Annotated in this window: 25 protein-coding genes; 11 read left to right on the forward strand and 14 right to left on the reverse strand. The window is 65.3% G+C overall.

Features of this window, described 5'->3' with window-relative positions; translation table 11 throughout:
* Nucleotides 1-3 precede the first annotated feature (3 nt).
* Entirely contained in the window at nucleotides 4-882 is an 879-nt protein-coding gene (locus tag GXN78_RS23460) for an ABC transporter permease (protein WP_239142921.1), read from the reverse strand.
* Between the two features lie 23 nt (nucleotides 883-905).
* The gene (locus GXN78_RS23465) at nucleotides 906-1994 is read right to left on the reverse strand and encodes an ABC transporter ATP-binding protein (RefSeq protein WP_106560869.1); all 1089 of its coding nucleotides are present in this window, start codon (nucleotides 1992-1994) and stop codon (nucleotides 906-908) included.
* A 219-nt stretch (nucleotides 1995-2213) separates the two neighbouring features.
* Between GXN78_RS23465 and GXN78_RS23470 the strand changes: the two genes are divergently transcribed.
* Nucleotides 2214-3032, forward strand: a complete 819-nt coding sequence (locus tag GXN78_RS23470; RefSeq protein WP_181360695.1) for an IclR family transcriptional regulator — start codon at nucleotides 2214-2216, stop codon at nucleotides 3030-3032.
* A 56-nt stretch (nucleotides 3033-3088) separates the two neighbouring features.
* On the opposite strand, the gene GXN78_RS23475 is transcribed toward GXN78_RS23470, so the two are convergent.
* Genes GXN78_RS23475 through GXN78_RS23485 form a run of 3 tightly spaced genes read right to left on the reverse strand, consistent with a single transcriptional unit; the run spans nucleotide 3089 to nucleotide 4622 of the window.
* Entirely contained in the window at nucleotides 3089-3403 is a 315-nt protein-coding gene (locus GXN78_RS23475; RefSeq protein ID WP_106560870.1) for a type II toxin-antitoxin system RelE/ParE family toxin, read from the reverse strand.
* Nucleotides 3400-3672, reverse strand: coding sequence for a YlcI/YnfO family protein (locus tag GXN78_RS23480; protein WP_106560881.1), 273 nt, complete (start codon nucleotides 3670-3672; stop codon nucleotides 3400-3402). Before GXN78_RS23480 ends, GXN78_RS23475 begins: the two co-directional genes overlap by 4 nt.
* A gap of 47 nt (nucleotides 3673-3719) precedes the next feature.
* On the reverse strand, nucleotides 3720-4622 hold the full coding sequence (locus GXN78_RS23485) for a LysR family transcriptional regulator (RefSeq protein ID WP_106560871.1): 903 nt from the start codon (nucleotides 4620-4622) through the stop codon (nucleotides 3720-3722).
* 111 nt (nucleotides 4623-4733) lie between these two features.
* Here GXN78_RS23485 and gcl point away from each other — a divergent pair, with 111 nt between their 5' ends.
* The 4 genes from gcl to GXN78_RS23505 all read left to right on the forward strand — a co-directional run bounded on the left by gcl (nucleotide 4734) and on the right by GXN78_RS23505 (nucleotide 11188).
* Nucleotides 4734-6527, forward strand: a complete 1794-nt coding sequence (gene gcl / locus GXN78_RS23490) for a glyoxylate carboligase (RefSeq protein WP_106560872.1) — start codon at nucleotides 4734-4736, stop codon at nucleotides 6525-6527.
* 19 nt (nucleotides 6528-6546) lie between these two features.
* The gene (gene hyi, locus GXN78_RS23495) at nucleotides 6547-7326 is read left to right on the forward strand and encodes a hydroxypyruvate isomerase (RefSeq protein ID WP_106560873.1); all 780 of its coding nucleotides are present in this window, start codon (nucleotides 6547-6549) and stop codon (nucleotides 7324-7326) included.
* A 37-nt stretch (nucleotides 7327-7363) separates the two neighbouring features.
* Complete coding sequence (locus GXN78_RS23500) at nucleotides 7364-8266, forward strand: 2-hydroxy-3-oxopropionate reductase (protein WP_106560874.1); 903 nt, start codon at nucleotides 7364-7366, stop codon at nucleotides 8264-8266.
* A gap of 123 nt (nucleotides 8267-8389) precedes the next feature.
* Nucleotides 8390-11188 (forward strand): hypothetical protein, encoded by a 2799-nt coding sequence (locus GXN78_RS23505; RefSeq protein ID WP_106560875.1) that lies wholly within the window; start codon nucleotides 8390-8392, stop codon nucleotides 11186-11188.
* 178 nt (nucleotides 11189-11366) lie between these two features.
* On the opposite strand, the gene GXN78_RS23510 is transcribed toward GXN78_RS23505, so the two are convergent.
* Entirely contained in the window at nucleotides 11367-11687 is a 321-nt protein-coding gene (locus tag GXN78_RS23510) for a hypothetical protein (protein WP_146163201.1), read from the reverse strand.
* A gap of 177 nt (nucleotides 11688-11864) precedes the next feature.
* Nucleotides 11865-12371: a hypothetical protein gene (locus GXN78_RS23515; protein ID WP_164255599.1), complete on the reverse strand. Its 507-nt coding sequence runs from the start codon at nucleotides 12369-12371 to the stop codon at nucleotides 11865-11867.
* Between GXN78_RS23515 and GXN78_RS41985 the strand changes: the two genes are divergently transcribed.
* From GXN78_RS41985 to GXN78_RS23535, 4 genes are all read left to right on the forward strand, one after another.
* A complete protein-coding gene (locus tag GXN78_RS41985; protein WP_275407595.1) occupies nucleotides 12311-12676 on the forward strand; it encodes a DUF5372 family protein in 366 nt (121 codons plus the stop codon). The genes GXN78_RS23515 and GXN78_RS41985 overlap by 61 nt on opposite strands.
* Nucleotides 12677-12792: 116 nt before the next feature.
* Nucleotides 12793-13302: a helix-turn-helix domain-containing protein gene (locus GXN78_RS23525; RefSeq protein ID WP_239142877.1), complete on the forward strand. Its 510-nt coding sequence runs from the start codon at nucleotides 12793-12795 to the stop codon at nucleotides 13300-13302.
* 128 nt (nucleotides 13303-13430) lie between these two features.
* The gene (locus GXN78_RS23530; RefSeq protein WP_164255698.1) at nucleotides 13431-13598 is read left to right on the forward strand and encodes a hypothetical protein; all 168 of its coding nucleotides are present in this window, start codon (nucleotides 13431-13433) and stop codon (nucleotides 13596-13598) included.
* Nucleotides 13588-15663 (forward strand): recombinase family protein, encoded by a 2076-nt coding sequence (locus tag GXN78_RS23535; RefSeq protein WP_164255700.1) that lies wholly within the window; start codon nucleotides 13588-13590, stop codon nucleotides 15661-15663. Before GXN78_RS23530 ends, GXN78_RS23535 begins: the two co-directional genes overlap by 11 nt.
* Here the strand turns inward: GXN78_RS23535 and GXN78_RS23540 are convergent.
* Together GXN78_RS23540 and GXN78_RS23545 are read right to left on the reverse strand one after the other, a co-directional pair.
* Complete coding sequence (locus GXN78_RS23540; RefSeq protein WP_106561516.1) at nucleotides 15640-16284, reverse strand: hypothetical protein; 645 nt, start codon at nucleotides 16282-16284, stop codon at nucleotides 15640-15642. The two genes, GXN78_RS23535 and GXN78_RS23540, sit on opposite strands and share 24 nt — an antisense overlap.
* Complete coding sequence (locus tag GXN78_RS23545; RefSeq protein ID WP_146163249.1) at nucleotides 16262-16675, reverse strand: type III secretion system chaperone; 414 nt, start codon at nucleotides 16673-16675, stop codon at nucleotides 16262-16264. The genes GXN78_RS23540 and GXN78_RS23545 overlap by 23 nt, the downstream gene beginning before the upstream one ends.
* Before the next feature lie 168 nt (nucleotides 16676-16843).
* On the opposite strand from GXN78_RS23545, the gene GXN78_RS23550 reads away from it, so the two are divergent.
* On the forward strand, nucleotides 16844-18202 hold the full coding sequence (locus GXN78_RS23550) for an IS701 family transposase (protein WP_164255346.1): 1359 nt from the start codon (nucleotides 16844-16846) through the stop codon (nucleotides 18200-18202).
* Nucleotides 18203-18302: 100 nt separating this feature from the next.
* On the opposite strand, the gene GXN78_RS23555 is transcribed toward GXN78_RS23550, so the two are convergent.
* From GXN78_RS23555 to GXN78_RS23565, 3 genes are all read right to left on the reverse strand, one after another.
* Nucleotides 18303-18746 (reverse strand): FHA domain-containing protein, encoded by a 444-nt coding sequence (locus GXN78_RS23555; protein ID WP_106560487.1) that lies wholly within the window; start codon nucleotides 18744-18746, stop codon nucleotides 18303-18305.
* Between the two features lie 133 nt (nucleotides 18747-18879).
* Nucleotides 18880-19680 (reverse strand): alpha/beta fold hydrolase, encoded by an 801-nt coding sequence (locus GXN78_RS23560; RefSeq protein WP_181360683.1) that lies wholly within the window; start codon nucleotides 19678-19680, stop codon nucleotides 18880-18882.
* Nucleotides 19680-20855, reverse strand: a complete 1176-nt coding sequence (locus tag GXN78_RS23565; protein ID WP_106560488.1) for a DUF3182 family protein — start codon at nucleotides 20853-20855, stop codon at nucleotides 19680-19682. The genes GXN78_RS23560 and GXN78_RS23565 overlap by 1 nt, the downstream gene beginning before the upstream one ends.
* Nucleotides 20856-21009: 154 nt before the next feature.
* On the opposite strand from GXN78_RS23565, the gene GXN78_RS23570 reads away from it, so the two are divergent.
* Nucleotides 21010-21189, forward strand: coding sequence for a hypothetical protein (locus tag GXN78_RS23570; RefSeq protein ID WP_106560489.1), 180 nt, complete (start codon nucleotides 21010-21012; stop codon nucleotides 21187-21189).
* A gap of 5 nt (nucleotides 21190-21194) precedes the next feature.
* Here GXN78_RS23570 and GXN78_RS23575 read toward each other — a convergent pair whose 3' ends face one another.
* On the reverse strand, nucleotides 21195-21932 hold the full coding sequence (locus GXN78_RS23575; RefSeq protein ID WP_106560490.1) for an RNA polymerase sigma factor FliA: 738 nt from the start codon (nucleotides 21930-21932) through the stop codon (nucleotides 21195-21197).
* Nucleotides 21890-22798, reverse strand: a complete 909-nt coding sequence (locus GXN78_RS23580) for a flagellar biosynthesis protein FlhG (RefSeq protein ID WP_181360684.1) — start codon at nucleotides 22796-22798, stop codon at nucleotides 21890-21892. Before GXN78_RS23580 ends, GXN78_RS23575 begins: the two co-directional genes overlap by 43 nt.
* Nucleotides 22799-22813: the final 15 nt, after the last annotated feature.

A 22813-nucleotide genomic window follows, 5' to 3' on the forward strand; every position in this document is an offset into this window, starting at 1 on the left:
CGGTCACCCCAGCGCTTTCTTGTAGCGGCCTTCGACCATTCGGTTGAGGCTGAGCATGATCACCAGGTTGGCCGCCAGCAGCACCAGCGCCACGGTGGCGCCGAGCGGCCAGTTGAGCTCGTGCAGGTACTCGTCGTAGACCACGGTGGCGACCATCTTCAGCCGCCGGCCGCCGAGCAGGCCCGGGATGGCGAAGGAGCTCGCGCTCAGGCCGAACACGATCAGGCTGCCGGAGAGCACCCCCGGCATCACCTGCGGCAGCACCACGCGCCGCAGCGTGGTGAAGGGCGAGGCGCCGAGCGAGAGCGCCGCGTTCTCCACGCCGGCGTCGAGCTTCTGCAGCGAGGTCCACACGGCGATGACCATGAAGGGCATCATCACGTGCACCAGCGCCACCACCACGGCGATCTCGGTGTAGAGCATCTTCACCGGGCCGATGCCGAGGGCGCGCAGCAGCCCGTTGACCAGCCCCTCGGGGCCCAGCAGCATGCTCCAGCCGAATGCCCGCACCACCACCGAGACCAGCAGCGGCGCCAGCACCACCAGCAGCAGCACGGCGCGCCACGGGTTGCGCATGCGGCTGAGCACGTAGGCCTCGGGCGCACCGACGGCCACGCAGATCAGCGTGACCAACATCGAAATCCAGAAGGTGCGCCAGAAGATGGCGAGGTAGTAGTCGTCGCTGAAGACGTGCGCGTAGTGCTCGAGCGTGTACTGGCCGGCCTTGACGCCGGTGGCGGCGTCGTAGACGTTGAAGGACAGCACGGCGGTCAGCAGCAGCGGGGCGAGCAGCAGCGTCGCGAACAGGACGAAGGCCGGCGCGGTGAGCAGCCAGGGCACCGCGTTGCGCGCGGGAGCAGGTGCGGGCATGGCCGAAGGCATCGGCGTGGCCGCCAGACCGGCACTCATGCCAACGCCTCCTGCGCCGCCGGCACCTCGCCCGGCAGGAGGCGCGCGCAGTGGTCGGGCCAGTCGATGGCCGCGGCCTCGCCCACGGCCAGCGATTCGCGCCCGTCGTTCGGGCAGAGCACGGTCCAGTCGCCGGCATCGGTCGAGAGGCGGTAGAGCCATTGGCTGCCGAGGAAGAAGCGCTCCTGCACCTCGCCGTCCATCCGGCCCTGTCCGCAGGGCCGCAACTGCAGCTTCTCGGGGCGCACGCTGAACAGCGCGGTGGTGCCGGACGAGAAGTCGGCCGGGTTGTCGACCGCGACATCGAGGCGCAGGCCACCCAGCGCGACGCCCACGCGGGCGCCGACCTCCCCCACGCGCGCATCCAGCAGGTTGGCCTTGCCCACGAAGGTGGAGATGAAGCGCGTGCGCGGATGCTCGTACACGCGCTGCGGCTCGTCGACCTGCGTCACCACGCCGGCCTGCATCACGACCACGCGGTCGCTCACCGACATGGCCTCGCTCTGGTCGTGCGTGACCATTACCGTGGTGGTGCCGACCTTGCGCTGGATCTGGCGCAGCTCGAACTGCATCTCCTCGCGCAGCTTGGCATCGAGGTTGGACAGCGGCTCGTCCAGCAGCAGCACCGGCGGCTCGATGACCAGCGCACGCGCCAGGGCCACGCGCTGGCGCTGGCCGCCGGAGAGCTCGCGCGGGTAGCGCTGCGCATGCGCATCGAGATGCACCAGCGACAGCGCCCTGCGCACCCGCTCCTGCCGCTCGGCGCGCGGGAGCCTGCGCATCTCCAGGCCGAAGCTCACGTTGTCGGCCACCGTCATGTGCGGGAACAGCGCGTAGCTCTGGAACACGATGCCCAGGCCGCGGGTGTTGGCCTTGGCCCGCGTGATGTCGCGCCCGGCCAGGGTGATGGTGCCGCTGCTCACCGGCTCGAAGCCGGCCACCATCTGCAGCGTGGTGGTCTTGCCGCAGCCCGAGGGGCCGAGCAGCGAGACGAACTCGCCCTGCTCCACCGACAGGTTCATGGCCGAGACGGCGCAAGTGCTGCCGTAGAACTTGCTCACGTCGCGCAGGCTGAGAAATGACATGGGGCACTCCTGGTTCGAGAGCGGCGGCCGGTATCGGCTCGCCACCGAAGCGGGGCCGGCCGCGCTGTCTTTCAGTGCCGGCCGGTGCGTTCCACTCTATTGCAACAAGCAAGCCATCTCGCGCAGGGTATTCCATTAAACGGACTTTTTCTTCAAATTATTCCGTCCAATGGAATTTCATGGCGGTATAGTGCGCGGAAGATTTCGAAGAGCAAGATCATGACCCCCTCCGAAACCGCCACCGGCGCCGTGCCCCGCCTGTTCGCCCTGATCCGTGCGCTGGCGGATGCCCCATCCGAGGGCAGCCGCGTCACCCAGCTGGCAAAGAGCGTCGGCTTGACGCAGGCCACGGTGCACCGGCTGCTGCAGTCGCTGATGGCGGAGGGCGTGGTCGAGCAAGACCCACTCAGCAAGCTCTACCGCCTGGGCGTCGACTTCTTCGCGCTGGCCGCGCGCGCCGGCAATCCGGGCGACCTGCGCACCCTGTGCCGGCCCGCCCTGCTGCGCCTGTGCGGCAGCTTGGGCGACACGATCTTCCTGCTGGTGCGCAGCGGCTTCGACGCGGTCTGCCTGGACCGCAGCGAAGGCCCCTTCCCCATCCGCTCCTTCAGCGGCGACATCGGCGGGCGCATCGCGCTCGGCGTGGGGCAAGGTGCCATGGCCATCCTCGCCTTCCTGCCCGAGGCCGAGCGCGAGGAGGTGATCCGCTTCAACCTCTCGCGGGTGCGCGAGTACGGCGTCTTCGACGAGGTGTACCTGCGCACCGAGATCGAGCAGGTGCGCAAGTCGGGCTACGCCGGGCGCAACACCGGCCTGCTCGAAGGCATGGCCGGCGTCGCGGTGCCGATCCTCGACCGCGAGGGCCGGGCCGTGGCCGCCCTCAGCGTGGGCACCATCTCCGACCGCCTGAACCCCGAGCGCATGCCCACCGTGGTATCGCTGCTCAAGCGGGAAGCCGAGGCGATTGGCCCGAAGATCCACCCCTTCGATTCGACCCTGCGGCGGCCGGCACAGCGATTGTCGGGCGCGGCGACGTAGCGCGAAGACTTTATGCGCGGGGGACCGGGTCCGGCCGTTCTGCGTTCGGCGCGCGGTCAGTGATAGTCATCCTCGCGCTGATGCCTCACAGCCGCGATGGCGATTGAATCACTCGACTCGATCTCGAAGAGCGCGACGTAGCCGCTGGCGCCAAAGGGAATTACCAACTCGCGAATGAATGGGCTGTCCCCCGCCTTGCGGCAGGTGAAGGGCGAAAAGCTCAGCGTCGCGACGCCATTCTCGATCGCCTCGATGGCTCGCTCGGCAAGTGTCAAATCCCCGCCGCGCTCGAGCTCCCGGTCGATCACGAAGTCATACAGTCGCTCGAGATCTTTGGCAGCTTCACGGGTAAAGCGGACACGGTAGCTCACTTCCTAGACGATGCCTTTGCCGCGCTGAGCTTCTGGCGCAGGCGGCGCATGACTTCGTCTGCATCGAAGTATTCGCCGGACTTCTTCGCGCGCGCCAGCGAACTCAGGCCGCGCGCGACGAACTCGGATTGATCCTGGCGCCGGTGCACTGATGCACGGACCGCCGCCTCGACAAACTGCGACAGGGATTCGCCCTCGCCAAGGACGCGCTCGATCTGGTCTCGAAATTCCGGCTCTATCCGTACCGATGGGATCGTTGTGCTCTTCATCGAATCAGTGTATTGCATTTGCAATACAAAGAAGCCGAAAGCGGAGGCTACCGCTCCCACCACCCTTCCCCGAACCTCCCCTGCAGGAAAGCCACGAAGCTCGACACCTTCCCCGGCACCAGCTTGGGCGACGGAAAGACCGCGTGGATCTCCTGCTCCGGCAGCGCATGCCCCTGCAGCACTTCCACCACCTTCCCCGCGGCCAACGAATCGCTGGCCACGTAGCGCGGCATCAGCGCGATGCCCAGCCCCTCGCGCGCCGCGGCCAGCACGGCCGAGACATTATTGGAGCGCAGCCGGCCGGAGACCGGCACGGTCACAGGCTCTCCTTTGGGCGTGTGCATGCGCCAGACGTCGTCGCCCACCACGCTGCTGTAGATCAACGCCACATGCGCGCTCAGGTCCTGGGCGCGCTTGGGCGTGCCGTGGCTCTTCAGGTAGTCCGGCGCCGCCACCATGACCCAGGGGTTCATGCCGAGGAAGCGCGCGCCCAGCGATGAATCGGCCAGCTTGCCCATGCGCACCGCGACGTCGATGCCCTGGGCGATGAGGTCCACGTAGCGGTCCTCGAAGCTCAGGTCGACCTGCACCTGCGGGTGGCGCGCCATGTACTCCAGCGCCAGCGGCACCACCACCCGCCGGCCGAAGGCGACCGAGGTGCCGATGCGCAGCAGGCCCTGCGCCTGCGACTCGCGCCGCCGCACCACCTGCTCGGCCTCCTCGGCCTCGTGAACGATGGACTTGCACTTCTCGTAGTAGAGCGAGCCCGATTCGGTCAGGCTCACGCCGCGCGTGTTGCGGTTGAGCAGCCGCACCTTCAGCCGCGCCTCGGTGGCCGCGACCTGCTTGGTCACGGTGGGCTGGGTGGTGTTGAACTCGCGCGCGGCCTTGGAGAAGCTGCCGGTCTCCACCACGCGAACGAACATTTCCATTGCAAGCAGTCGGTCCATGCCGCAGATCGTAGTCACTTATTCCACGCTGGAATAGGTTTTATGGCCCTGCGCCGCCTTCTGCCGAAGCCCTCGAATTCCTACAGTCAAGGCATTCCCAAGGAGACTTAAATGGCAAAGATGTCCGCGGCCCAGGCCGCCGTTCTGGTGATGGAAAAAGAAGGCGTCACGCAGGCCTTCGGCGTGCCCGGCGCCGCCATCAATCCGCTCTACTCGGCACTGCGCAAGCAAGGCACCATCGGCCACATCCTGGCGCGCCACGTCGAGGGCGCCTCGCACATGGCCGAGGGCTACACCCGCGCGGTGGCCGGCAACATCGGCGTGTGCATCGGCACCTCGGGGCCGGCCGGCACCGACATGATCACCGGGCTGTACTCGGCCTGGGCCGATTCGATCCCAATCCTCTGCATCACCGGCCAGGCGCCGCGCGCCCGCCTCTACAAGGAGGACTTCCAGGCGGTGGACATCGAGTCCATCTCGAAGCCGGTCACCAAGTGGTCGGTCACGGTGCGCGAGCCGGGCCAGGTGCCGCAGGTGTTCCAGCAGGCCTTCCACCTGATGCGCTCGGGCCGCCCGGGCCCGGTGCTGATCGACCTGCCCTTCGACGTGCAGATGGCGCAGATCGAGTTCGACATCGAGACCTACCAGCCGCTCACGCCCTACAAGCCGGCCGCCAGCCGCGCCCAGATCGAGAAGGCCATCGCCATGCTGAACGCGGCCGAGCGCCCGCTGATCGTGGCCGGCGGCGGCATCATCAACGCCAACGCCAGCGACCTGCTGGTGCGCTTCGCCGAGGCCACCGGCGTGCCGGTGATCCCGACGCTGATGGGCTGGGGCACGATCCCCGACGACCATCCGCTGATGGCCGGCATGTGCGGCCTGCAGACCAGCCACCGCTACGGCAACGCCACGATGCTCGCCTCCGACTTCGTGCTGGGCATCGGCAACCGCTGGGCCAACCGCCACACCGGCTCGGTCGAGGTCTACACCAAGGGCCGCACCTTCGTGCACGTGGACATCGAGCCCACGCAGATCGGCCGCGTGTTCACGCCCGACTTCGGCATCGTCTCCGACGCCAAGGCCGCGCTCGAGCTTTTCGTCGAAGTGGCCGAGGACATGAAGGCCAAGGGCAAGCTGCCCAGCCGCCGCGACTGGGCCAGCGAGTGCCTCGAGCGCAAGAAGACCATGCTGCGCAAGACCAACTTCGACGACGTGCCGATGAAGCCGCAGCGCGTCTACCAGTGCATGAACCGCAACTTCGAGCGCGAGACCTGCTACGTCAGCACCATCGGGCTGTCGCAGATCGCGGCGGCGCAGTTCCTGCACGTCTACAACCCGCGCAACTGGATCAACTGCGGCCAGGCCGGCCCGCTGGGCTGGACCATCCCCGCCGCGCTGGGCGTGCGTGCCGCGGACCCGTCGCGCAGGATCGTCGCGCTCTCGGGCGACTACGACTTCCAGTTCATGGTCGAAGAACTGGCGGTGGGCGCGCAGTTCAAGCTGCCCTACATCCACATCGTGGTCAACAACTCCTACCTGGGGCTGATCCGCCAGTCGCAGCGCGGCTTCGAGATGGACTACTGCGTGCAGCTGGGCTTCGAGAACATCAACGCCACCGAAGAGAGCGGCGTGGAGCGCGAGTACGGCGTCGACCACCTGAAGGTGGTGGAAGGCCTGGGCTGCAAGGCGATCCGCGTCTACAAGCAGGAAGAGATCAAGCCCGCCATCGAGCGCGCCGAGAAGCTGATGGCCGAGTTCAGCGTGCCGGTGGTGATCGAGGTGATGCTCGAGCGCGTGACCAACATCGCGATGGGCACGGAGATCGACGCCATCAACGAGTTCGAGGCACTGGCCGAGAGCCTTGCCGACGCACCCAGCTCCGTCGCCGCCGCGATGCTGGACTGATTCCGAGGAGACAAACAAGATGCCGCGTTTCGCAGCCAACCTGACGATGCTCTTCACCGAACTGCCTTTCATGCAGCGCTTCGAGGCCGCTGCCAAGGCGGGCTTCAAGGCCGTCGAGTATCTGTTCCCCTACGCCTTCGACAAGAAGGAGCTCACCGCCGCGCTGCGCGCCAACGGCCTGCAGCAGGTGCTGCACAACCTGCCCGCGGGCAACTGGGAGACGGGCGAGCGCGGCATCGCCTGCCACCCCGACCGCGTGGGCGAGTTCCGCGAGGGCGTGGGCATGGCAATCGACTACGCCACGGCGCTGGGCTGCCCCAAGCTCAATTGCCTGCTCGGCAAGCTGCCGGACGGCGTGAGCGCCGGGGAGGCGCGCAAGGTGGCCGTCGAGAACCTGCGCTTCGCCGCCAGGGAACTGCAGACCGCGGGGATCATGCTGCTGATCGAGCCGATCAACCACTTCGACATTCCCGGCTTCTTCCTAACCCGCACCGACCAGGCGCTGGCCATCATCGACGAGGTGGGTTCGACCAACCTGCTGCTGCAGTACGACATCTACCACGCGCAGCGCATGGAAGGCGAGCTGGCCGCCACGATGAGCAAGAACATGGCCCGCATCGGCCACATCCAGCTGGCCGACAACCCGGGCCGCGGCGAGCCCGGCACGGGGGAGATCAACTACCCCTGGCTCTTCAAGCACATCGATGCCGCCGGCTACACCGGCTGGATCGGATGCGAGTACAAGCCGCGCGGCACCACGGTCGACGGTCTCGGCTGGTGCACCGCCCTCACGCAGTAACGACACACACAGACAGACAAGAGAAGGAATTCATCGCATGTCCACCACGGCATCCCAGAAGATCGGTTTCATCGGCCTCGGCATCATGGGCGCACCCATGGCCGGCCACCTGCTCGACGCCGGCCACACGCTCTTCGTCAACACGCAGGGCCCGGTGCCCGAGCCCTTCACCTCGCGCGCCACCGTGTGCAACACGGCCGCCGAGGTGACGAAGCAGGCCGATGTGATCTTCGTCATGGTCCCCGACACGCCCGATGTCGAGAAGGTGCTGTTCGGCGAGAACGGCGTGGCCTCCGCACTGACCAAGGGCAAGACGGTGGTGGACTGCAGCTCCATCGACCCAATCGCGACCAAGGGCTTTGCCAAGCGCATCGGGGAACTGGGCTGCGGCTACGTCGACGCCCCGGTCTCGGGCGGCGAGGTGGGTGCCAAGGCGGCCAGCCTGACCATCATGTGCGGCGGCGACGAAGGCGTCTTCGGCCGCGTGCGGCCCCTGCTCGAAAAGATGGGCAAGAACGTGACGCTCGTCGGCGCCGCCGGCGACGGCCAGGTGTGCAAGGTGGCCAACCAGATCATCGTGGCGCTCAACATCGCGGCCGTCGGCGAGGCGCTGGTGTTCGCCAGCAAGGCCGGTGCCGATCCGGCGAAGGTGCGGCAGGCGCTGATGGGCGGCTTCGCCTCCTCGCGCATCCTCGAAGTGCATGGAGAACGGATGATCAAGCGCACGTTTGCGCCGGGCTTTCGCATTGCGCTGCACCAGAAGGATTTGAACCTGGCGATGCAGAGTGCGCGCGCGCTGGGCGTGGCGCTGCCGCAGACGGCCGGCGCGGCGCAGCTGATGAATGCCTGCGCGGCGCTGGGGCATGGGCAGGACGATCATTCGGCGCTGGTGCTGGCGCTGGAGGCGTTGGCGCAGCATCCGGTGGCGCGCGAGGGCTGAGCGTGCATGCGGGGCGCGAGACAGCGCGCGCCTCCGATTTGCGACAATTTTGTGACAATTTTTGACTGCGTCGCCAGTTTTGGTTAGACATCGCCTTCCCCAATCAAACAGGAAGGTCGCCAGATGCAGCGAAGCAGCGGTTCCGTGTCGCCCTATGCAACGCCGAGGGTAGAGAAGCCGAATCCCAAGTCCCCGGCTCCTGACAAGCAAACCCCAGCGCTACGGCTCGATGTCCGTTCAATCAAGATCAGCGAGATCCAGGGGCGATTGATCGACCATCTGGCGCCTCCGCGCCCTGCTCTGGCCGAGACCGGGCGGTCGTCGACATTGCCGCTGATTGCTCGCATTTCCGAGATGGACGTGCCTCGCACGCTCAAGAAAGCGCGGAAGAAAATGCCTCGGGAGGCCGTCCAGGCAGCAGACACCATCATCGAGCGCGCAACCGGCCTCATCGATTCCGAAAGGAGCGACATTTCGGATGATTCACCCGATGGGGACGACGCCCTGACCGCCGACCTCGAACACCTGATGGCATGCATGGATGCGGCCGTGGCGGAACATCCAGGAGACACGCCCGATGCTCAGCAGCAGCGGCGCTTCGTGCTGATCGACTTTCTCGGCGCAGTCTTCCGCAACGAATGCACCAGTGACGCCGGCCGATGGGCCGCCAACGTCATCAATGTGGAACTGCGGACCGGCATCTTCGTGGCGATCTGCACGCTCATGCGCCACGCGATCGACTTCGAGCTGAGCAAACTCAACGAGCTCGGTGGCCACGAAGCGATGCTGAAGATCCTGGGCATTGCGGCGATTGCCATCGCACCCGCCATGAATTTGATCGGCGGCCTCGTATCGGTCATGCGGGGTACGGTCAACCACACCAGCATCCTTTGTCGCCTGGCCTTCGGCATCCTGAACCTGGGCGTGCTCCTGGCGTGCTACGAGGCGGGGAAGCTGGACTCGCTTGGCCGCGCATTGCCACGGGTCATTGCCGGCAACTTCGCGCGCGATCTATGCAACTGGATGCTTCCGCTCCAGGACAACCTACGATCGCTCCCGCCGCTCGGCGTAGTCGCATCGGGAACGATCTTTGGCTTTTTTCAATGGCTTGGCGGAATGGTCATGGACGTCGGAGCTCCCCGTTCGGGTGCTCACGGCCTTCCTCGCGCGACCGGCAATGAGACCATGCCACCGGAGCTTATTGCTGCCGCCCAGTGGAATTTTTCGGACTCCGCGGCCCATTCGCTAGTGAACGGCAGCTTGGAATTCAAGGATGACCTGGTATTGCCCAGTTGGTTGAAATTTTTCGAAAACAGAAAATATCTTCTGAAAGAAGCACGCAACATCCAGGACGAAACCGTTCATGCGCAGTACATGAATGAGCTGGGCGAGTTTGCCAGAAATCTGCTGCTTGTTCCACCGGACCGTCGGCAGCAATTGATCTCCAAATTTAATTTGGACTTATATCAGCGAGAACTGAAGCGGATGCAACGGCAGGACCGAAAAAAGCTTGATGATGCGCACAAGCAATACCTGGACAATATCCTGAAAGAGCTTCATCTGTACGAGAAGACCGGGAGGCTCCAAGGCTTGCTGCGTCAAACGGATCTCAGTGGCGCAGAAATTGAGCAAATCCGAGGCCTCGAGCAGGATCTAGGCGTCTACAGAAAAATAATAGAACTGAGGCGAATGAATATTAATAAGAACAAACTCGATGACGCCCAACTCAACTACCTGGAAAACCTGCGACTGGACGTCGAGCGGGATCGACGCCTCCTGAAACAGCTGGAGCGGGAAATTCTGAAGGGATATAAGGAGCGAATCAGACTCGCCAAAGCCGGCGAAGTCAATGAAATCTCCAATGAATTAAGTAGTTTCAATGCGCGTGCACTCAGTAATTCTCATGAATCCGACGATGGACTCGAGGAATCCCACGATGGACTCGAGGAATCTGACGGAGGACCTGAGGAATCCGATGAATTCAAGGAACTCGATGAACCTGATACCGTGGAACTCCTGAATACAATAGAAAACCTACGACATGAACTTGACGATCAAATTGACTTGCGGCCCGCGAGGCTGCGCCCGATGTCCAGTCTCGGAACCGACATCCAGGACACGCGGGATTTCACCACTTTCGATAGAGCGATAGATAGAAAACTCCGGCGGCACCCGGAACTGAAGGAGGATGAGGAGAAGCGGCAACAAATCGTGCAAGAGAAATTCGTGTACGAATTCCAGCGTCTCTATCTTCCGCTTCCGATTGTTACGCGCGTCGAAAAAGACACCCTCGCCTCGATCAGAAAGGAGGAGCCCGGCATTCTTCCATCTCAACTCACACAGAAATGGATCGAACGCACCGCACAGAAACGAGCAGATGACACCGAGGGAGTGCGCATCCGGCTCACTTTCCTCCCCACCAGCGTGCCGTCGTGGCGTGATGTGATTCAGCGCCTTGAAAGGCCGATTCTCGTCACCGACACCGCGCGCCAGAACGTGTGGTTCATTCTTCTGGCGCTGCTGTTCGTCCTGAGCGACTTGCTCAAGGACAGCGACGAAACGACGCAAAGTGTGCTGGGAAACCTCATAGCCGGGATGATCATCCAAGCGCTCTATCCATTGCTGATACTGGTACACACGGAAGGCGCGTCACCGGAGCAGCTGGTCGAGCGGCCGGGAGCCCAAGGCCTCTCATCTATTGTGGAGAACCCGCGCAAGATGGAAGAGGTCACGACACCAAGGGGGGCCGGTCCGCAAACACTGAGGGACGACCGAGACTACAGCGAGGGCGCGGCTCAATCCAGGCGAGGAGACGAATACGTCGAACTCCAGCAGAACGGAACGCCGCCAGATCTCAAGCAGGATGGAGCGCCCCGGGATCTGGAGCAGGGCGGACGCGCACCAAGCCTTTTGAACGAATAGACGCCCTTGCGCGGCTGGCGTGGGGCGACGTTGTGGCTGTGCTGCACTGTGCTGATTCCGCTCGAACATCTCGATGGTATCGTTGTCTCTTGAGGGTTAGACACTTCGGACTTCAAGCACAGTGGTCACGGCGCCCCATGGCAATTGCATCCAGCTCCGCGGCAATGCCGATGCGAATCTAAGCCTCAGGCGGCAGCACGATCCGCCGGCGCTTCTTGATCACGACCGGCACCGCCGACGCCGGCGGGCGGCGGAGATTCACGATCGGCTCGCCGGGCCGAGTCCCCGTCGCCGCACGCAGGGCGAACTCGATCCGGCTCTTGTTGATGACCTCGACGACATCGCCGTTGACCTGGGCATAGGTGCCGTCCGCCAACCTCGCAAGTGCGCCGATCTGCATGCCCCGCTGGACGGTCCCCAGCATGTGCATGCCCTCTCTTTCCTGGGCGAAGGCGGTCCAACGCTCACCGAGGACGATACGACAGGGTTCCTGGCTCATCGGAAGTGGGACGTGGCCTTCGCCGGAAAGGCGAGGCGGGATCTCAATAAGAACATGCCTTCATTATCCCGGCAGCGGCCCCCTGCCCCGTGACAGGGGCTGCCGGACGGCAGCGATATTGACTTGCCTGACGCGGCCATGCCGGACGGTTTCAGGAAAGCTGAAGCGACAACCCGGCTACAACTGCATCATCGCGGAGCGAAGCACGGCGAACACGTCCGCCGGGAGCATGCCGGCGAACAGGCCCTGCTCCGGTGCAGGTTTCGAATAGCGCTGTTCCAGCATCGAAAGCATGCTCTTTCTCATCGTTGCATCGCTGGTCCCGTCTGTTCGAACGACCTGACTCCAGCTCGTCAGGCAGCCCTTCCGCAATGGCTCCAGCGCGGGCGGCCAGGTGGCAGGAAGAAGGTCTGGAAACTCAATTACGAAATCCCAAGGAGGGCTGTGAAGGGTGAACAGAAACAGCAAGGCCACCAGTTGTGAAGCGGCTGGGTTCGTTTTCCTCCATTCGCGTGACGCTAGCAGCAGAAGGCGACTTTGGCCAGGTTCCCAGGTCTTGACGTACTCCACCATCAGCACGAGAGACTTCTTCGTCCGCAACGCGATCATGACGCCCGGAGGGCTTGGAGGCACCGCCTCTATCGAGCTTTCGGCTTTGCGTTTCTCGTAGGTCCAGAACTGCACGTGATGCAGCGTCTGGAGCGTCCATAGAGGTCGAAGTCACGCACCCTTTCCATCCGTGGAAGGGTCGGCGCCTGGTGCTTGCCACTCGCAAGCAGAACTGGGGCGAGGACCGCGTCATGTTCTTCGACGCCCATGGTCAGCTGCGCTCACTGCCGGCGGCGTGGACCGACGTTGATCCGCCAGATGCTCGAACCGATGCTGCAGCCGGGCGGTCGTTCTTCCGCGCGGACGACCTGTCGACGCTCGTGGCGCTGGTTGGCGAGATCAAGAGTCGGCATCACAGCAGGCGCAAGCGTGTCAAGTAAATTGCGCCGCATGTGTAAACGTATTAACGCCGCACTTGGTGCTGCCGGTAGACGCCTCTTAAATTCAACTGGCCTAATTCATTCAAGTTCATTGGATCAGAAGGAGCAAATCCATCTTGACGTTGCATGCAGTGCGGCATATTATGATTTACACAACAAGAACCACTGCGACCATGCCCAAGCCTGCCAACAAGCTCGACCGATTGCGCGAGGCGGGCATCCTCAACGTGCAGCCCAGTCGGGTTCAGGCCGACTGGTTCCACCCCGGCGGGTTCTTCGACGCCAACGACCTGGTGCAGGTCAAGTACGAGATGCTTCGCCACGCGCGGCAAGACGGCGTCACCAAGGCCGAGGCGGCCAGCTTGTTCGGCCTGTCGCGACCGACCTTCTACCAGGCCGAAGCCGCGTTCGAGCGCGACGGCGTTGCCGGGTTGCTGCCGCAACCGCGCGGGCCGAAGTCAGCCCACAAGCTCACCGCCGAGGTGATGGACGTCATCGAGTCGCACCACACCGGCAGCGGCCCGATGCACGCACGCGAGATGGCCAAACTGGTTCACACCCAATTGGGTGTCAAGGTGCACCCACGCAGCATCGAGCGGGCAATCGCTCGCAAAAAAAAACGCTGACACCTTCTTCGACGAACACCTCGTCGAGTCTGCCCAGCGATGCGGCCGCGGCCTACGAGTGCATTCGCGCCGACGTAGTGGCCGGTCGAGGCCGTCCAGACGCTCTGGGCGCAATCATCTTCCACGGCATGTGGCACGGCCTGCGGGTGTTGCGCGCCACCGCGGCACCCTCGACATCTTCAGTGATCGCGCCGCCGACATCGGCGGCACCCACCGGCACGCTCGATCGCCAGCTCGTGCGCCTGCTGGCCGACATGGTGCTGGCGACCCAGTTAGAGGTACTTCATGCCCAGTGATTCTGCCCTGAAGGTCGACGCCGACCACTTGCGCCGTGATGCGTTCCTGTACGTGCGGCAATCCTCGTTGCGCCAGGTGTTCGAGAACACGGAGAGCACCAAGCGCCAATACGCGTTGCGCGAGCGTGCGGTGGCGCTGGGCTGGCCGCTGGAGCACGTGATCGACAGCGACCTGGGCCTGTCCGGTGCGCAGGCACGCGACCGCGACGGCTTCCAGAGTCTCGTCACCGAGGTTGCGCTCGGCCACGCCGGCATCGTGCTGGGGCTGGAGGTCTCACGCCTGGCACGCAACAACGCCGACTGGCATCGCCTGCTTGAGCTGGCAGCCATGTCACGCACCCTCATCCTCGACGAGGACGGGGTCTACGACCCGTCCCACTTCAACGATCGCCTTCTGCTGGGTCTGAAGGGCACGATGAGCGAAGCCGAACTGCACATCCTGAAGTCACGCCTGCAAGGTGGCATCCTGAACAAGGCACGCCGAGGTGAGCTGGAGATGCCCTTGCCGATCGGGTTGGTGTACGACGGCGCTGGTCACGTCGTTCTCGACCCCGACCGCCAGGTCCAGGACACCGTTCGATTGCTGTTCGAGATGTTCAACGACCTCGGCTCTGCCTGCGCCGTTGTGCGGCGTCTGCGCAAACAGGAGGTACTGTTCCCGCGACGCATCCGTCGAGGAATCGGCAAGGGTGATCTGCTGTGGGGCCTGATCGACGTCTCGCGGGTATTGCAGATCTTGCACAACCCGCGCTACGCGGGCGCCTTCGTCTACGGCCGTTCGCGCATCTTCTGCAACGCGCAACTGCGGCCGGTGCAGCGAGACGTGGGGCAGCAGGATTGGAAGGTGCTGATCCGCAATGCCCATGCGGGTTACATCGATTGGTCGCAGTTCGAGCGCAATGAACTCAGGCTGCGGCAGAACCTGGGCTTCGCCCCCGGAGAGCGGGGACGCATGCCGCGCGAGGGCAATGGCCTGCTGCAGGGGCGCGTGTTGTGCGGCAAATGCGGGGCACGCATGCGGGTGCACTACGAGTCTCTCAGTGGCCAACTGCGTGCGTACTACCGCTGCTACGAAGAGGTCGTGCGCCGAGCCGGCAAGCCGTGTCAAGCGGTTCACGGACCGGCGGTCGACGCGGCGGTCAGCGCCTTGCTCCTGCAGACCGTGGCGCCGGCGGCGATCGAGGTCGCACTGGCCGTGCAGGATGAGATTGCGCAGCGCATCGAGCAGGCCGCCGCGCGGCGTCAGGCGCAGCTTCAGCGCACGCGCTACGAGGCCGAGTTAGCCCGCCGCCGCTACGCCAAGGTGGATCCGGACAACCGCTTGGTGGCCGATGCGCTCGAGGCGGAATGGAACCAACGCCTGCGCGAACTCGACACCTTGCAGCAACAGCACGAACGCCAGCAGCACGAGGATGAGGCTCAACTCGACGAGCCGGCGCGCAAGCGCATCGTCGACCTGGCGCGCGACTTCCCTCGGGTCTGGAACGACGCCAGGACCAGTGCGTTGGAACGCAAGCGCATGCTGGCATTGTTGATCGAGGACGTGACGTTGGTGGCCGGGCCGAGCATTGCGGTGCACGTACGCTGGCGCGGCGGACGAACGCAAAGCCTTTGCGTCGACAAGCCGCGGCCCATCGCGCAGATCCGCAAGACCCCGCCGGAAGTGGTCGCCCTCATCGACGAGTTGCTCGAGACCTCTACCGACCGGCAGATCGCCGTCAAGCTCAACGCGCTCGGGCATCGCAACTGGCGCGGCGAAGCGTTCACGATGAAGAAGGTCATCCTGGTGCGATACGCCTACGCGCTCAAGAGCCGCTTCGAGCGGCTGCGCGAGCGCGGCATGCTCACTGGCGAAGAGGTCGCCAAGCACCTCGGTGTGTCCTCGACGACCGTTCATCAACTCGGCCGTCTCGGCGTCCTCAAGCGCCACCTGTACGGCAACAATCATCGATGCTTGTACGAACCGCCCGGCAACGTCACACTGGTTAAAGGCGCCGGCAGCCGATACGGCGGTCGGCCCCCACGCCTTATTGCCGCTCAACTATCCGAACAAGGTGCAGTATGAAGTCCACGCCTTGACCTGGGGCCTGTCCTGCGACGCGAACAACTGCGCAAGGATTTCTTTCTGATCGTAGACCCGAACTTGCGGCGGAGGCTGCGTCGTGAAGCGATGCAAGTCGGCCAGATCCGCTTGCGAGATGTCGCCGGCAAATGGACGAGACCGCTTCGAAGGCGGAAGCTCGACCACGGCCTGCGCATTTGGTTCGGCGCGGGACTCATACATGTCGAGGTCCTCGGGTTCGTACGTGTCGAAGTCCTCGGGCACGTACGAATCGAAGTCCCCGGGCTCGTAAGAATCGACACCGATCTCTTCGTCAGACGTGGTCGCTGAGTCCGGTCGAATGAGCGGCTCGCACTGTGTCTGTGTCTGTGGCTGCAGCGGATGGACGATCGGGGCTAAGGGCAGGCCGGGTGGGAATCCAGGGTGCTGGCTCACCAGCTCCTGAATACTGGGTAGATTGACCGGGTAGGCATCCGCATTGATAGGAGGGTCTCCGGCACGCCCCCAGCCCAAATACACGGCCTCGTTCCTCTGGAGTGGAATACCGAAGGTCACCACGGGTTGGTAGTTGGTGTTGCTCGCCGAATGCATGGAGCCCTCGTCAATCAAGAAGAACGCCGTCATCCTGCGGCACCCGCAGCATGCGTTGCCAAAGGCGATGCCGCTCGGCATGGGCATTCAGTTCGTGGCCCAGCGTGACTTGATCGAGCGCTGCACGGGGCCAGGTCGCTGACAGGAAGACCTCGCGCGTACCCGGATTCACGATGAGCGCGCTCACGGCTTGCTCGTGTGCATGATGGGGCAGCACATGCGACCAAGCCTCGGTACGCTCGGCCAGCCAGGCGACTTCCTGCATCAATCCCGGGACGCTGTAGAGAGTGACCTCCTCACGGCTTTCATCTTCCTGGAGATGAATCAGGACATCCGTGCCGACGAGCAGCGTGCGGGGTGTACGGGCCGGCTGGCCGGCCTGCGCTCCAGGATCGGGACCCAGCAAAGATTCGATAGCGGACATGAAGTGGTGAAACGACTCCGCAAGGCGGTCGTCGTCTTCTGGGGTTATTGTTTTTGTCAGTAACCCTTGCCGACTCGCAGTTCCGCCCCGCCACTAATCTTACTGTGTTAGTAATTTGAGTGAAATCAAGGCATTATGCGCACTTCTTCAGGAGAAGGGCGAACCTTGATGGAAGACTTGCAGGAATTCGAGCGGTACATGGCCCATCTGAGCGAAGGCCTGGGACATTCAGATCGGCACGCCGGGCTGCGCGGGTACACCACGGGGCTGATGTCGCCGCTGCAGCGCAAGAGCGTGGAGCCGATGGCGGCACATATGGACCCGCTGAATGTGCGTTCGCGCCACCAGTCGCTGCACCACTTCGTGGCCGACGCGAATTGGTCGGATGAGCGCATGCTGCTGGGGATATGCCAGTGGGTCGTGCCTCTGATGGATTTCAGCGACGGCGGTTGGTGGATCATCGATGACACAGGATTTCCCAAGCAGGGGCGGCACTCGGTGGGCGTCGCGCGCCAATACTGCGGGATGCTGGGCAAGCAGGACAACTGCCAGGTGGCGGTGAGCGTGTCGCTGGCCTGCGCGGCGGCCAGCATTCCGGTGGCGTGGCAGCTGTACCTTCCCCAGGAGTGGGCCGACGACCAGGCCAGACGCGAGAAGGCCGGCGTGCCCGAGGCAATCGAGTTCGCCACCAAGCCTCAAATCGCGCTGCAGCAGATCGAGCACCTGGTGGCTCAGGGGGCGCCGAGGCACTGCGTGCTGGCCGACGCGGGCTACGGCGTGGACACGGCGTTTCGCGAACGCCTGGACGAGCTTGGATTGCGCTACGTTGTGGGGGTGACGGGCAGCGTCACGGTATGGCCGCCCGGGCACGAACCCCTGCCGCCCAAGCCTTACAGCGGTAGGGGCCGCGTGCCACGGCGGCTGCGCCGCGGCGACGCCACCGCCCCCGAGCACCGGCCCCGCACGGTCAAGGACGTGGCCTTCGACATCGAGCCCGACGACTGGCAAGAAGTGACCTGGCGCGAGGGCACGAACGCCGCGCTGCGCTCGCACTTCACGCGCGTGCGGGTCCGTGCAGCGCACCGCGACCAGCGGCGCAGCGAGCTGCGCGAGCCGCAATGGCTGCTCATCGAGTGGCCCGAGGGCCACGAAGAGCCGCTGAAGTACTGGTTGTCCACGCTGCCCGAGGACACGTCGCTGGAGCGCATGGTCTACGAGGCCAAGATGCGCTGGCGCATCGAGCGTGACTACCAGGATCTCAAGCAGGACCTGGGCCTTGGACAGTACGAAGGCCGGGGCTGGCGCGGCTTTCATCATCACGCCAGTCTCAGCATTGCCGCCTACGGCTTCCTGCTGGCGCAGCGGCTGCAGCACCCCGACGAGGTCGGGGGTAAAAAAAACTCCGCACGCCAAGAGCCTGCCCTACCCACGCATTACAAACCTCGGGGAAGCCCAGAGGGCGCAGCGCCACGTCCCATCCTCCATCACGAGCTTGCGATTGCGTATCGGCGCACTGCTGGCTCGTAACCTGCCCCGATGTCCCTGTTGTCTTCGGCACCAACGAGCCCTAAATATTTAACACAGTAAGACTAAGGGATTGCCCGCAGCGCTGCTGCAACGCCTGGGATCAACGGTAGCGCGCCACCGCTCCGTCGCGGCTGCTCGTCGTCCTGCTGCGCCGGAAGAAGGCGGCCCAGTCGCTGCGCTCGCGCCCCGCGTGCAAGTCGTGCAGATCGTCGACCCGCGTGACCAGGCGCAGCGCGTCCTCGCTGGGCAGCGCCTTCGAGCTGTAGAGAAAGCGCAGTTGGCATTCGCCCATGGCGATCGCATCGCCGTTCTTCAGCGGATGCTCCCAGACGCGCTCGCTGTTGACGAAGGTGCCGTTGAAGCTCTCCAGGTCGGTCAGCACGAAGCGGTCGCCCGTCCAGTGGATGGTGGCGTGGCGCCGGCTCACGCCCAGGCTGTCGATCTGCACGTCGCACTCGAGATCGCGGCCGATCATGGTGATGGCGCCCTGGATATTGACTTGCCTGACGCTGCCGTGCCGGGCGAGGATGATGAGTCTGGACATGTTGTGTGCTCGCTGTTTGATTGGCTCTGAGTGCTTTTCGGCTCAGTTCCGCCATTCCTGAAGGGCGCGCAGCAAACAGGCGTACTAAATATTTCGCGCTTCTCTCGCCGCCTCGCGCATGGCGCTCGATCGCTCAAACATTCGCGCTGGGCCAGGCCTCGTAGCGCTGCGCCTGCTGCTTCGGCCGCGCCTTCTCCTCGGCCTTGGCGGCCAGGCGCATCTCGGTCATCCAGGCCACCACGATCTGCACGTAGGCCTGGCGCCAGACCTTCTTCGACATCGCATGGTCGACACCGCCCATCACGCGGTGGCTCAGGGAGCGCGCGAACTTGAAGGCGGCCAGGTAGTTCTCGATCACCGGGTGCGGCACAATGATGTCGTTCTCCGATTCGACGATCAGCACGTCGCCGAAGAAGTCCTCGCAGGCGGCCAGCGCGCGGTTCTTCTCGGGCTCGATGGTGGTCTGGCGGTACAGCGTGAGGTCGTCGCCGTTGAGCCGGCGCTTGGGGCTTTCCCAGTTCTCGTCGCGGTAGATGGCGGGCACGCGCAGGCCCAGCCAGCGCACCGGGCGCAGCGAGCTCAGCACCGCCGAGAGGTAGCCGCCGTAGCTGCTGCCGATGACGGCGACGGCAGCGGGGTCGACCGCCGGATGGCCCACCAGCGTGTCGTAGGCGGCCAGCATGTCGCGCAGGTTGTCCTCGCGCGTGACGGCCTCGCGCTGCGCCACATGGCGCGCATGGCCGCGCAGGTCGAAGGTCAGGCAGATGCAGCCCAGGGCGGCGAGCTCGTGGGCCAGTGCGATGTCCTGCTGCTGGCTGCCGTCCCAGCCATGCACCAGCAGCACGCCGGGCACCATGGTCGAGGCCGCGACCAGCGTGCCGGCGATATGCACGCCGTCGACGGGGATGTCGATCAGGGCATGTCGGGTGGGCATCAGGGCTCGACCACGGTGTACTTCGTGATCGGGCCGATACTGGCATCCACGCCGCTGAAGTACACGCACGCATTGGGCGGCGGCACCACGCCGTCGCCATAGATCTCGAAGCAGGAGGCGTTGACCGCCGGGCGCTCGGGCTGCTCCTCGAAGACTTCGAGCGCCGCAATCTCGGCGCCGCTTGCGCCGCCCACGCGCCACGACTGCTCCAGCACGCCGGAGCACCAGCGTCCGGCGCTGCTGGCGCCCTGCGCCACGTCGTAGTTGATGCGCGAGGCGAAGAAGCCGGGGAACGAGGCAACGACCGCACGATGCAGGCTGCGCGCCTGCTCCACCGCCAGGCGGATCTCCTCGGGGAAGCTCAGCGCGAGCAGCGCATCGAAGCCGCCGCGCGCCACGGTGAGGTCCGAGCCTCCATAGACTTTGTGGCCCTGGTTGTCGGTGGTCAGGCGCTGCCAGCCGTAGTAACTGGCGACGGCCTGGCCCACGTGCACCTGGCCCACGCTGTAGGTCACGGGCTGCTCCAGGTTCTCTTCCAGCACCAGGCCGTGCTCGGCGATTTCCGCCGCGTCCATGGCCGCGAGGCATTCCTCCAGAGACCGCCGGTCGCGCACCACTTGCTGGCCGCGCCCGCCCGTGGCCCGCACCGGCTTGACGCGCACTGCGCCCTGCTCCAGCAAGCGCAGGCCGGCGCGGCTCGCATCTTCGCGGGCGAAGACCGAGAAGCCCTGCAGCACCGCGTGGGCGACCTGGCCGGCGAAGCCATGGTTCCACCCCACCGGCGCTGCGGCGGCCGGATCGATCAGCGGGTGCACCAGTGCCTTGGTCAGCACGAAGGGATGGGGCACCACCCCGCCGAACAAAGCGTGATGGCTCGCGATGCCGAGCGCACTCGGCAGTGCATCGCCGACCAGCGTGTCGCTGGGCACGAAGTACACCGGCGCGGCGTAGCTGCGGGCGCGGTCGTACTCGCCCTCGAAGCGGGACTTCTTGAGCCGGGCCAGCCGCCAGGCGAGCTGGGCGCGGGTCGCGCGCTCGTGCTCGCTGGCGTAGGCATGGTGGTCCGCCGTCAGCGCGACCACGGTTCCTTGGAGGCCGGGCTCGGCGAGCACGGCCCCATCACCGGCGAGCGTCTGGGCTCCGCCGGGCAGCGCGCTGAAGATGGGTGTGTCCATGGCCAATATGCTGGGTGATCGCGCAGCGGAAATCAAACTTTGGGGCACTGCTGGCGGCGTTTTCCTACATGCCGAGTGGGCGCCGGTAGGGTGAATGGACTCTCCGCCGGGCGCTACATGGAAACCTGTCCGTTCACTCCCAAGGAGAGCCCGCATGTCGAATTCGCAGAACGACCGGAAAGGCCAGACCGAGCACAACAAGGCCGGTCACCAAGCCGCCACCCAGCGCAATGAACCGAAGCGCACGCCGGAAAGCCGCAACGATCGCGAAAGCCAGGTCGGCGCCGGCAACCAGTCGCAAGCGCGCCGAGGGCCCGCACCCGGCGGGCACTGAAGTCTTTAGAGCAAATCCTTCAGCTTCGCCCGCAACCGGCTGATGGCCTGGCTGTGCAACTGGCAAACGCGCGACTGGCTGACCTCGAGGATCGCGCCGATCTCGCGCAGGTTGAGCTCCTCCTCGTAGTAGAGGTTGAGCAGCAGCCGGTCGCGCTCCGGCAGCTCGCCGATGGCGTCCACCAGCTGGTGGCGGAAGCCGCTTTCCAGCAGCTGCGCCAGCGGATCGTCGTCGCCGCCGCGCTCGCCGCGCGCCTCGCCGGCATGGCGGTCCAGGAAGGGGCTGTCGCCCTCGCCGTCTCCGGAGAAGTCCTCGACGTAGAGCAGCTGGCAGCCCTGGATCTCCTGCAGCAGGCCCTGGTAGGCCTCCAGCGTCATCTTCAGTTCCTTGGCGATCTCGCCCTCGGTGGGCGCGCGGCCCAGCCGATGCTCCAGCGTCTGGATCGCGCCCTCGACCTTGCGCGCCGACTGGCGCAGGCCGCGCGAGCCCCAGTCGTTGGCGCGCAGCTCGTCGAGCATGGCGCCGCGGATGCGCTGACTGGCAAAGGTCTCGAACTGCGCGCCGCGGTTGTCCTGGTAGCGCGTCGAGGCATCGAGCAGGCCGATCATGCCGGCCTGGATCAGGTCGTCGAGCTCCACGCTGGCGGGCAGCTTGGCCAGCATCTGCAGCGCCATGCGGCGAACCATCGGCTGGTGCTGCTTCAGCAGATGGGACTTTTCAATGGTTCCCTGTGCGGTGTACACGGTCGTCCTTCTTCCTTCTCCAAGTACTTTCGGCAGGCTGCGGCGGTGTTCGTGCCCTGCGTCGCGGGCACGGCTTGCGGCGCCAGGCTCGCGCCCGGGCGCCAGGGCCACTGGCCCATCTCGTCGGCGATGCGGCGGCAGTCCGCCGCCGCGGGACTGGCGGGATAAGCCTCCACCACGGTGCGGCGCAGGCGCGCGGCGTCGGCCATGTGGGGCTCGGCCCGCACCCAGCCGGCGGGCTGCAGCGAGACCGCGAGGTAGCGGCTGCCGGCCTGCGCCAGGTTGTGCGCGACTTGCTGCGCCGCCCCGGGTTCGGCCACGCCGTTGACCAGGAAGCGCAGCTGCCGCAGCGCATGCGCGTAATGCAATCGCTTGATGCCTGCATAGGTGGCGGTGATGGAGGCCGCATGCGGCTGCATCACCAGCACCAGTTCGTCGGCCGCCTGCGCCAAGGCGGAGAGCTGGCCTTCGCCATCGAGCACGGCATCGATCAGGATCACGTCGCCCTCCCACAGCATGCGCGGGTCGGGGCTGCCGGCCGGCGTGCGCGGCACGGCCGTCAGCACCTGCACGCCGCAGGGCGCGCGCGCGGCGGCGCCATGCAGGGTGAGCCGGCGGTTGGCAACGTCGGCCAGCGTGCCCAGCGGTTCGACGGCCCAGGCGGCCGAGGCCGTGCCGGCGTCGGTGCCGTGCTCGTCGAGCAGCAGCACTTCCCTGCCCTGGTACGCCAGGGCAGCGCTCAGGTTCGTCACCACCGTGGTGACGCCCAGCCCGCGCCCCATGCTCGCGAAGGCCAGCACGCGCGTGCGCGTCTGCGCCAGCAGGCGGCGCAGACCGTCGGCTTGATCTGCTACCAATTTGCTCACTGCGCAACCTCCGCG

The sequence above is a fragment of the Variovorax sp. WS11 genome, from assembly GCF_010499245.1.
GTDB lineage: Bacteria > Pseudomonadota > Gammaproteobacteria > Burkholderiales > Burkholderiaceae_C > Variovorax.